The sequence below is a fragment of the Pseudoalteromonas sp. P1-13-1a genome, assembly GCF_001401875.1.
Taxonomy (GTDB): Bacteria; Pseudomonadota; Gammaproteobacteria; order Enterobacterales; family Alteromonadaceae; genus Pseudoalteromonas.
In genome coordinates, this window is the sequence record NZ_LKDV01000012.1 from 102,987 (window position 1) to 113,505 (window position 10,519).

9 protein-coding genes are annotated in these 10,519 nt (G+C 41.7%); all 9 read right to left on the reverse strand.

The annotated features are described in order from the left end of the window. Positions 1-73 precede the first annotated feature (73 nt). Positions 74-1,987, reverse strand: a complete 1,914-nt coding sequence (gene htpG / locus AN391_RS09765; protein ID WP_055015239.1) for a molecular chaperone HtpG — start codon at positions 1,985-1,987, stop codon at positions 74-76. A 145-nt stretch (positions 1,988-2,132) separates the two neighbouring features. Continuing rightward, positions 2,133-4,037, reverse strand: a complete 1,905-nt coding sequence (locus AN391_RS09770; protein ID WP_055015240.1) for an MFS transporter — start codon at positions 4,035-4,037, stop codon at positions 2,133-2,135. A 274-nt stretch (positions 4,038-4,311) separates the two neighbouring features. After that, positions 4,312-4,920 carry a recombination mediator RecR gene (recR, locus tag AN391_RS09775; RefSeq protein ID WP_055015241.1) on the reverse strand — a complete coding sequence of 203 codons (609 nt, stop codon included), beginning with the start codon at positions 4,918-4,920 and terminating at the stop codon, positions 4,312-4,314. 5 nt (positions 4,921-4,925) lie between these two features. Beyond that, positions 4,926-5,252 carry a YbaB/EbfC family nucleoid-associated protein gene (locus AN391_RS09780; protein WP_055015242.1) on the reverse strand — a complete coding sequence of 109 codons (327 nt, stop codon included), beginning with the start codon at positions 5,250-5,252 and terminating at the stop codon, positions 4,926-4,928. Positions 5,253-5,311: 59 nt separating this feature from the next. Beyond that, on the reverse strand, positions 5,312-7,774 hold the full coding sequence (gene dnaX / locus AN391_RS09785) for a DNA polymerase III subunit gamma/tau (protein ID WP_055015243.1): 2,463 nt from the start codon (positions 7,772-7,774) through the stop codon (positions 5,312-5,314). Between the two features lie 3 nt (positions 7,775-7,777). Further along, the gene (gene apt / locus AN391_RS09790; protein ID WP_055015244.1) at positions 7,778-8,323 is read right to left on the reverse strand and encodes an adenine phosphoribosyltransferase; all 546 of its coding nucleotides are present in this window, start codon (positions 8,321-8,323) and stop codon (positions 7,778-7,780) included. A gap of 172 nt (positions 8,324-8,495) precedes the next feature. Continuing rightward, positions 8,496-8,618: a hypothetical protein gene (locus AN391_RS20885; protein ID WP_004588125.1), complete on the reverse strand. Its 123-nt coding sequence runs from the start codon at positions 8,616-8,618 to the stop codon at positions 8,496-8,498. A 71-nt stretch (positions 8,619-8,689) separates the two neighbouring features. Continuing rightward, a complete protein-coding gene (locus tag AN391_RS09795) occupies positions 8,690-9,442 on the reverse strand; it encodes a DUF2063 domain-containing protein (RefSeq protein ID WP_055015245.1) in 753 nt (250 codons plus the stop codon). Positions 9,443-9,452: 10 nt separating this feature from the next. Then, on the reverse strand, positions 9,453-10,280 hold the full coding sequence (locus tag AN391_RS09800) for a DUF692 domain-containing protein (RefSeq protein WP_146258078.1): 828 nt from the start codon (positions 10,278-10,280) through the stop codon (positions 9,453-9,455). Between the last annotated feature and the right edge of the window lie 239 nt (positions 10,281-10,519).

A 10,519-nucleotide genomic window follows, 5' to 3' on the forward strand; every position in this document is an offset into this window, starting at 1 on the left:
AGGAAGCATACGCTTCCTTTATAATTATGGTTATCTTTTAAGCTATTTTAGCATTTAAAAGAGCCTGTTAGCCTTACTTATTCAAATCAAGCATTAATTTGTTTAAACGTGTTACAAAACCGGTAGGGTCTTTTAATGTGCCACGTTCAGCAAGTAAAGCTTGGTCTAGTAATACATGAGACCACTGTGCAAACTTATCTTCGTCTTGCTCATCGTTTAAGTGCTTAACTAACTGGTGCTCAGGGTTAAGCTCAAACACTGGCTTGGCCTCTGGTACAGGTTGGCCTACTGACTCCATAAGCTTTTGCATTTGCGAGCTCATGTCGTTCTCATCGCTCACAACACAGGCAGGAGAATCTGTTAAACGATGCGTAAAGCGTACTTCCTTAACTTCTTCGCCTAGCGCTGTTTTAATGCGCTCAATTAAGCCTTCTACTTCTTTTTCAGACTCTTCTTGCGCTTTCTTCGTTTCTTCGTCGTCAAGCTTACCCAAATCAAGGTCGCCACGGGTGATTGACTGGAACGATTTTTCGTTAAATTCAGTTAAGTGGCTCATCATCCACTCATCAACACGGTCACTTAGTAATAATACTTCGATGCCTTTTTTGCGGAAGATTTCTAAGTGCGGAGAGTTTTTAGCCGCAGTAAACGAATCAGCAACTACGTAGTAAATTTTATCTTGCTCATCGTTCATGCGCTCAATGTATTGCTCAAGCGATACATCTTGTGTTTCTGAGTCGGTATGCGTAGATGAGAAGCGTAGTAATTTAGCAATGGCTTCTTTATTTGCTGTATCTTCTGCTGGGCCTTCTTTGATTACTTGGCCAAACTCGTTCCAAAATGTTTGATAGTCTTCGGCTTTGTTTTTAGCCATGCGCTCTAGCATTTTTAAAATACGAGACGTACACCCTTTGCGTATAGCTTGCGTTACTTTGTTATCTTGTAAAATTTCGCGCGATACATTTAGCGGTAAATCGTTTGAATCAAGTAAGCCTTTTACAAAGCGCAGGTAACTTGGCATAAACTGCTCAGCGTCATCCATAATGAAAACACGTTGAACATACAGTTTTAAGCCACTTTGGCGCTCACGGTTCCATAAATCGAACGGCGCTTTTTTAGGGATGTACAATAAGCTTGTGTACTCAGTTTTACCTTCAACTTTATTGTGCGCCCAGTTTAACGGCTCTTCCCAATCATGGCTTACATGCTTGTAAAACTCTTTGTATTCTTCATCAGAAACCTCTGACTTATCACGTGTCCATAAAGCGGTTGCACGGTTAATGCTTTCCCACTCACCTGGAACGGCTGGGATTTTTTCGCCATCTTCGCCTTCAGACTCAGGCACTTCTGCTTTATACATTTGTACAGGTGTAGAGATGTGATCTGAGTATTTAGTAACGATGCTACGCAGTCGGTATTCATCCGCGTATTCTTTTTCTTCTTCACGCAGGTGTAAAATAATATCCGTACCACGCCCTTCTTTTTCAATTTCTTGTAACGTGTACTCACCTTCACCTTGTGACTGCCACTCGTACGCTTGTGTTTCACCTGCTTTACGCGTGCGTACTGTCACTTCATCAGCCACAATAAAGGCTGAATAAAAACCAACACCAAATTGACCAATTAATTGAGAGTCTTTGCTTTGGTCACCGGTTAAGTTTTTGAAAAACTCAGCAGTACCCGACTTAGCAATAGTGCCTAAAGAGCTAATCACTTCTTCACGCGTCATACCAATACCATTATCAGAAATGGTAATTGTGTTCGCTTCTTTATCTGCGCTAATACGTACATGTAAATCGGCATCACCTTGGTAAAGGTCACCATTAGAAAGCGCTAAAAAGCGTAGCTTATCGGCAGCGTCTGATGCATTTGATACAAGTTCACGTAAAAATATTTCTTTATTCGAATATAACGAATGAATCATTAAGTTTAATAGTTGTTTTACTTCTGTTTGAAAGCCTAATGTTTCTTTTTGTGCTGCAGTCATTTATGTATCTCCAATTAGCAAAGTGTCTGCGTTATGCACTTAATATGGGGTGAGGTGGAGTAACTTCAAGGGAAAAATTTAAAAAAGCAGCATTTGCACTTATATAAATAAAAAGCCACATATAAATGTGGCTGCTGGGGTTAAATTACGGTGTGTTTTTAGCGTACCGGGCTTTTAAAGCGCTGACTTGTTCGTGTAAATAATTAGCGCTTACCTGCTCTGCGTCAATTGGCTCTCCTACACTCACCGATACTAATGACCATTTTAGGCGAGGTAGTTGCCATTTTGCTTTACGGCTAAACATGCTGCCCCATAAACCACCTAAGTGGACGGGCACAACAGGCACTGGTGTGCGCGCTATAATGCGCTCAATGCCACGTCTAAACATGTCCATTTCACCATTACTTGTTAGTTTTCCCTCAGGGAAAATACCAACTAACTCACCGCGTTCAAGCGCTGCGGCAACCTCATCAAATGCTTTGGTAAACGCCTTTGGGTTAGCTTTTTCGCTATCAATTGGAATAGCTTTTGCCATTTTAAATAACCAATGCAATGCTTTTGAATGATAAATGGGCGCAAACACCATAAAGCGTATAGGCCTAGGCGAAGTGGCTAAAATAAACATCCAATCTACAAAGCTAACATGGTTAGCGACAATAACGGCTGCGCCTTCGTTTGGAATATTTTCATGTCCTTTTGTGCGCACACGATACATGCATATGGCTAAAATATAGATCACAAAGCGCAAGAAAAATTCCGGCACCTTAGTGTAAATATAAATAGAAATAAGTAAATTAAGCCCCGCTAAAAGTAATAGTAACGACGAAATATGCCACTGTAAAACAGAGAGCGTTACAATACTTAATATGGCACTGCCAACCATAAAGAGCGCATTAAGCACATTATTAGCAGCAATCACTCGCGAACGACTTGCCTCCTCGGTACGCTGCTGAATAAGCGCATACAGCGGCACAGTATAAAAACCAGATGCAATACCAATACCTGCCATCCAAACAAAATGCCATATCATATCGCCCGTATTGAGCACTTGCTTTAGTGTTAATAAATTTTCAGAGGGCGCGATATATTCACTAATAGCCGGCTCTTGGCTTAAAAAATACAAAAATAACGTTATTAAAATAGCGCCAAAAGGTACAATTCCCAGCTCAATACGTGAGCGTGAGAGCTTTTCACACAACAAAGACCCCACGGCAATGCTTAGCGAAAACACCACCAGCGCACTGGTTACAACGAGCTCATCGCCACCCATTACATGCTTAACGTAATTAGGTAATGCCGTTAAAATAACCGCACCTATTAGCCAAAACCAGCTTATACCCAACACCGATTTACCAACCGATTCTGTTTGAGCATTAAGCGCTTTAAATACATCTTTAGTGGAAGTAAAAATATTATAGGTAAAGCGCAAGTTTGCATCGTTCGCTTCACTAATAGGAATAAACCGGCTACTTAAAAAGCCAAGTACAGCTAATACTAATACCGCGATGCTGATTACCGTTGGGCCTGTTGTTTGGGTAATAAAATAGGTGCCAAAAATAGTGCCCAATAAAATGGCTACAAACGTGGCAGACTCAACTAAGCCATTGGCTTTTGTTAGTTCGTTGGGTGCAACGTGCTGCGGTAAAATAGAATACTTGAGTGGGCCAAAAAAGGTACTTTGCAGCCCCATAAAAAACACGGTTGTAAGCATTAGCCACACATATTGCGTAAAAATAGAAGCCGCGCCAATAACCATAATTGGTATTTCGCAAAATTTAACAAGCCGTATGAGCTTTGATTTTTCTGTTTTTTCGGCCAGTTGCCCCGCCATCCCAGAAAATAAAAAGAACGGTAATATAAATAAGCCCGCTGCAAGGTTTGAATATAGCGCACCATCGCCTAGGGTTGTAGCTTGAAACACCAATAATATAAGCACAGATTGCTTATACACATTATCATTCATAGCCGATAAAAACTGCGTTACAAATAGCGGTAAAAAACGCTTACTGCTGAGCAAACCGTCTTTATTCCCGTGTTTATTATTTTGCATAGTACTCCTTACTAATCAGATAAATTCCTGATGTTTGCTTATATCAACTCGCCCACTTGAGTGGCCTTTTAGGGCGCAAGTGCCGTGCAACAATCACGCTATTTAGTTGTTGTTAGTCAATAATTTATAACATAACAACGCCAAGTTTAACTCATTTATTAATAAATATGATTACTGCTAAGCTCACACACGTTATACGGTATTAAAAGAGCAAACACAAAAAAGCCTACATATTTTACTATGTAGGCTTTTAAAACAATTTCAGATAGTGATGCTAGTCCTGCACAACCGCTCGTCGGCCGCTAAATGCGTGCATTAACGTTGTGCCATCCACTAAATCAAGTTCGCCACCCACAGGGATACCATGCGCTATACGCGAAGCGCCAACTTTATATTTATGGCAAAGTTGGGCAATATAATGTGCAGTGGTTTCGCCCTCAACGGTGGGGTTGGTAGCTAAAATCACTTCGTTAATTGCACCATGCGAGAGCTTTTGTTCAAGTATATCTAAGCCAATTTCTTTGGGGCCAATCCCGTCAATCGGCGATAAATGCCCCATCAATACAAAGTACAAACCAAGATATTGGCCTGTTTGCTCTATAGCCAACACATCGGTAGGCGACTCAACAACGCAGAGCACGCCACTGTCTTGGCGTTTTGTGCTTAAGCAAATATCACACTGAGCTTGCTCAGTAAAGGTGCGACACGACTGACAATGCCCAACCGCAGACATGGCTTTGGTTAATGCGTTACCAAGCTGGGTCCCGCCTTTACGGTCGCGTTCCAGTAAATGAAATGCAATGCGCTGAGCAGACTTAGGGCCTATACCCGGTTGGCAACGTAGCGCTTCTATAAGCTGTGTTAAACTATCTGAAAGTTGCATATTTATTAGAACGGCATTTTCATACCTGGTGGTAATTGCATACCGCCAGTAACTTTACTCATACGCTCTTGCGTTTCGTCAGCAACGCGACGAACAGCATCATTACATGCTGCTGCAAGTAAATCTTCAATCATGTCTTTGTCATCTTCCATCAGGCTATCATCAAGCTCAACACGACGCACGTTATGATTACCAAGCATGGTTACTTTTACAAGGCCTGCGCCGGCTTCGCCAACAACTTCCATTGTTGCGATTTCGTCTTGGGCTTTTTGCATGCGCTCTTGCATTTGCTGCGCTTGCTTCATCATGTTACCCATTCCACCTTTAAACATAATTTTCTCTCTTTCTTTTAAACTCTAGTTGTCATGAAGATAAGGGCGATTGTATTTAATTACAATGCCTGAATACTGTTTTCGTCAATTTCGGCGCTAAATAGCTGCTGAAATTGTACTATGTTTTCATCTGATGTGATCACATCAATAGCTTGCTGATGCCGCCCAGCATCAATTTTTTGCTGAATTAAATAAGGCGAGTCAATCACCCCTTTGGCAAAGTTAATACTTAGCGATACGTTATGTCCGTAAATGCTTGATAACGCTGCATCGAGCTTTTGCCTAAGCATGGGCGTATCTAAGTGTTTTTGAGATTCATCCACGTCAATATGCAAACTGTCGCCTTGCTTGGTAAAAATCGAGTGTAATGCAAATTGACGCATTCGCCCACCTAGCCCCATACGCTTAATTAAATAAGCCCACTCATCTTGCTGATGCGCAAATTTAATCTCGCTAATTGGACTTTGAAAATCATCTGGAACCGGTATAGCAGGCTCTTGCTCTATTACCTCTGGCTTTTTTTGTGGATTAATTTGCTCAAGCAGCTCAGGGGCTAAGTTTTCAGTAATTGTTTGATGCTTTTCTTTAAAATCAACCTTACGCACTGGCTGGCTTTGCGTTACTGGCTCAGCCGGCGTTAGGCTCCCTGTTACTGGGAGCGCTGGCTTTTTTTCGCTGTCACCTTGCGCGTGGTCATGCCATGGCGGTGAATCATTTTGTGACTCACTCGCTTGCGAGCGTGTATTGTGTGGCGTTTCTTCAATGAATGGCGCTGCTTGATCAGACGCTTTTGGTGTTTGCGCATGCTCAGTGGTATTTACACTTTCCCCTGAAAGCCTGCCTGCCCCCGATATATTTCTATCACGTAAAATTCGCGCAATAGCTGATTGTGCTTGAGCTTCTTGTTCACGCACACTGCTATCTTTAGTATTGGCGTTTTCAGCGGCGGATTGTGTATGTGGCGCTACAGGTGCCGGGTTATAACCTTGATCTACAGCACTGCTCATAACATCATCAAATTGTGCAGCTAAGCTTTGCTCCATATTACTGTGTTGCAAATATGCATCGTCTTCACTTTGACGCTCAGCGGCCTCGTCATTCTTAGCAATGTGTTCATTTTGCTGCACAGGGCTCGGCATATCGTTTTGGGGACTTTGAGCCGCAGGTGTTACGCTGTTGCTGTGTTGCTCACTTGGCGAGCGTGTTAGCTGCTCTGTGGGCGGGTGCGCTACTGGTTCATCAGTTGTTTGACTTTGTGCTGTGCTTTGGCTGTGCTCAACCATTGGTTGCGCAGCTGGGGTTTCGTTTTGCGATGGCGTTTTATTTTTATTTAATATATCACGCAGCGCATCGGCACGGCCTTTACTATTGGTAGGCGCAGGCGTTGCTGCATTTTGTGTGTTGCTTGCCCCAGGAAGCGATTGAGCAGGTGTTGTACCTGCGGACTCAAATGCTAATAAACGTAGCATTATCATTTCAAAGCCTAAACGAGGCTCTGGTGCCCATTGTAAGTCTTTTTTACCATTTAATAGTAACTGATAATACACCTGTATTTGTTGAGCCTGAGTGTGCTGTGCAACATGGCTAATATAATCGGCGTTTTTATCATCAAGTTGCGCTGCTTGCGGGACCAGTTGAGTTAACTGAATAAGGTGAGTTAATGCAATTAAATCATCAAGTAGTGCAATATAGTTAGGGTTTCGGCTCGCTACTTGGGCTATTTCATCCATTAGTGCGCCACCGTCTTGTGCTAACAAAGCAGCCAGTAAACTTTGGCTGTAATGTGTGTCCATTAAACCAAGCATGGCTTGCACGGCTTGGTTGTTTATGTCGCCGTTGGTTTGCGCAATAGCTTGATCTGTTAAGCTTAAGGCGTCTCGCATACTGCCATCGGCGGCTTTTGCAATAATACTTAGCGCATCTTTATCAAAGTTTAGTTGCTCTTGAGTAAGTACATGCTCAAGCTGAGTTTTAATTTCGCTTTGCGAAAGTGCATTTAAGTTAAACTGTAAACAGCGCGATAAAATGGTAACAGGTAACTTTTGCGGATCGGTGGTTGCCAGTAAAAATTTCACATGCTCTGGCGGCTCTTCTAACGTTTTTAATAACGCGTTAAAGCTATGCTTTGAGAGCATGTGTACTTCATCTATTAGGTATACTTTATAACGTCCACGCGTGGGGGCATATTGAACATTATCAAGAATTTCACGAATATCTTCTACTTTGGTGCGAGAAGCGGCATCAATTTCAAGTAAGTCAATGTAGCGCCCTGCTTCTATATCAGTACAACTACTACATTGCCCACATGGAGATGCCGATATACCTTCGTCACAATTTAAGCTTTTAGCAAAAATGCGTGCAATGGTTGTTTTACCCACTCCACGGGTTCCAGTGAATAAATAAGCGTGATGCAGTCTATTTTGCGTAAGCGCATTAACAAGCGCTTGCTTTACATGAGACTGGCCAACCAATTCATGAAAGGTTTGCGGACGCCATTTTCTAGCTAGAACCTGATAACTCATCAATTACTCGCCTTCAAACTCAACAAGTTTTAAGATTTTAATACCCATTTTTTCTACACGCTGCTCACCACCAAGCTCTGGTAATGAAACAACAAACGCAGCATCAGTGGCCTTGCCACCTAATTTTGCAACTAGCTTTGCTGTGGCTTCAATTGTGCCACCGGTAGCTAATAAATCATCCACTAATAATACTTTGTCGCCTGGGACAATCGCATCAACATGAAGCTCTAATGTGTCTTCGCCGTATTCAAGTAGGTAATCTTGGCGAATCACTTCGCGTGGTAGCTTGCCTGGCTTACGAACAGGAATAAAAGGGATCCCTAACGCGTATGATAGCGGCGCACCAAAAATAAAGCCGCGAGATTCTGTTCCAATAATTTTTGTAAAGCCTTGGTTTTTATATTCGTTTATAAAAGCATCGATTGTTGCTTTAAAGGCTTCTGGATTTGCCATTAGTGTTGTTACATCACGAAACATAATGCCTGGTTTAGGATAGTCGGCAATGGTTGCGATACTGTTTTTAATAATAGCGGGTGTTACTTGAGTCATAAGTTTAATTGCTCAATAGTTTATATTTCAAAGCAGCTGATTATAACCTTAACTGACGTTAAAATGCGAGTTTGCTGTTATTAATACCGAGGTGGTTTGAAAATTATACGAGTGGAGGAAGAAAAGAAGCGTAAGGCTGATAAAAACAACAGCCTTAATAGAGCTAGGAGCTTTAAGTTAGGCTTGTGATCCAGCCTAAAATCGCATTTAAACAGCCAATACCCACAAAAACTGCTAAAAAAGCAATAAAGTAAGTAGCGTTAAACGGATCTTTAAAGTCTTTATCATCTGACATTGGTATAACCTTTTTTAAGCACGACAAATAAGGCTGCCATGATAGACGAAGTAAAATAATCTATAAAGACCTTAATGTTGATTTTTTGTCACGATAATACCGCGCTCGGACATTGCATTAAGCGTACTTAACGCACCTTGCGCAATTTGTTGTTCACTAAAATTAGGCGCATGAACTAAAACCTGCTGGCATACACTCTCAAACTCAATGCCCGCATTTGATTCTATTATTGAAAGTAGCAAAGCGGTCATTGCATTCGTAGCTAAAAACTGCACGTCATCGTTATCATCGCGGTATACAACAAAGTAATTAGGCTGCTCAGATGGCGTGCTGGGTATATACTCTGTGCTGATATGTTGAACCGCATACTGGTAGCTTAAATTACGTGCAACACTCGATAAGTAAAGTGCAGAACTGGTCAGTTCAGTACTTTTTAAGCGTTGCTCGCTGGTATCTTCATTAGCCACGGAAACATCAAGCTCTATCCACTCGTAATGTGCCAACTCCAGCATAAATGCATAATCGTATTCTTGCAGGGTATAACTGCTCGATAAGTAATTAATAAACTCTCCTGCTATGTCTAAAAAATAAGGTGACTTGCAGTCATGCTCACTAAAAAATGCTCTTACTAATTTTTGCCATTGCTGTTGTGTGTATAACGTTTTAAGCACCGGAAACCCAGATGAGATAAACCCTGCAATATTATTAAAGAATAGGTCGCGGTAAATCGCCATACGTCTATCTTCAATACCTTTAGGCTTTGGGTTATGCTCAGGCTCTCGTATGTGCGCCATAAACTCATTTTGACTGTCAATAAAGCTCATGTTTTTTCCTTTATGCTAATTGCTGAGAAGACGATGCGCATAACTGCTTATTTTGTAAATCGTGAATAATATCAAGCTCTTTTGTAAGTGTATTTATACTTGGGATATTAAAATCACGCTCCAATAAGGTAGGAAACACCCCATGCGCTTGGTACGCTTTATCAAGCAGATCCCATACGGGGTCAATAACATCAGCGCCGTGGGTATCAACAATTAAATCATCGGCTTCATTGTAGTGCCCAGCTACGTGGCCATAGGCAATACGTTTTGAAGGCAACCCTAATAAAAACGTCTCAGCATTGTAACCATGATTAATTGAATTAACATAAATATTGTTCACATCTAGCAGTAGTTTACAATCTGCTTGCTCTAAAATCGTATTGGTAAATTCAAGCTCAGATAACTGCTGGCCAGGTGCCGCGTAATAAGAGACATTTTCAATGGCTATTTGTCGCTCTAAAATATCTTGCACTTGTTTGATGCGAGGTACAACGTGCGCAATAGCCTCTTCAGTAAAAGGGATTGGCATTAAATCGTACATATGCCCTTTTCCAGAGCAGTAGCTTAGGTGTTCACTGAAAAGTTTAATGTTGTACTGATCAAAAAACGTTTTTAGCGATTTAACAAATTCAATATCAAGAGGTTCAGGCGACCCGATAGAAAGCGATAAACCATGGCAAACAAAATTATTGGCGTCTGTTAAGGTTTTAAATTGCTTTTTAAAGCGCCCTCCCAGCTTAAGCCAGTTTTCAGGCGCGACTTCCATAAAATCAATTTGCTTTGGTGTATGCGCAAGTAGTTCATCGAGCATCTCTCGACGAAGACCTAAGCCCACCATCCCAAATGCTGAGTTTTGTGTTGCTCTCATCATTATCTCCTAAAACCAAAAGGGCCTTTTGGCCCTTTTAGCATAAACGTAAGTAAGGTACTTAAATCAGCCTGTTATTGGCCACCACACTTACCTTCACCGCACTTACCTTCTTTTTTGCCTTTTGCGTCGCCACCACATTTGCCTTCGCCGCACTTACCTTCTTTTTTACCTTTTGCGTCGCCGCCACATTTGCCTTCGCCGCACTT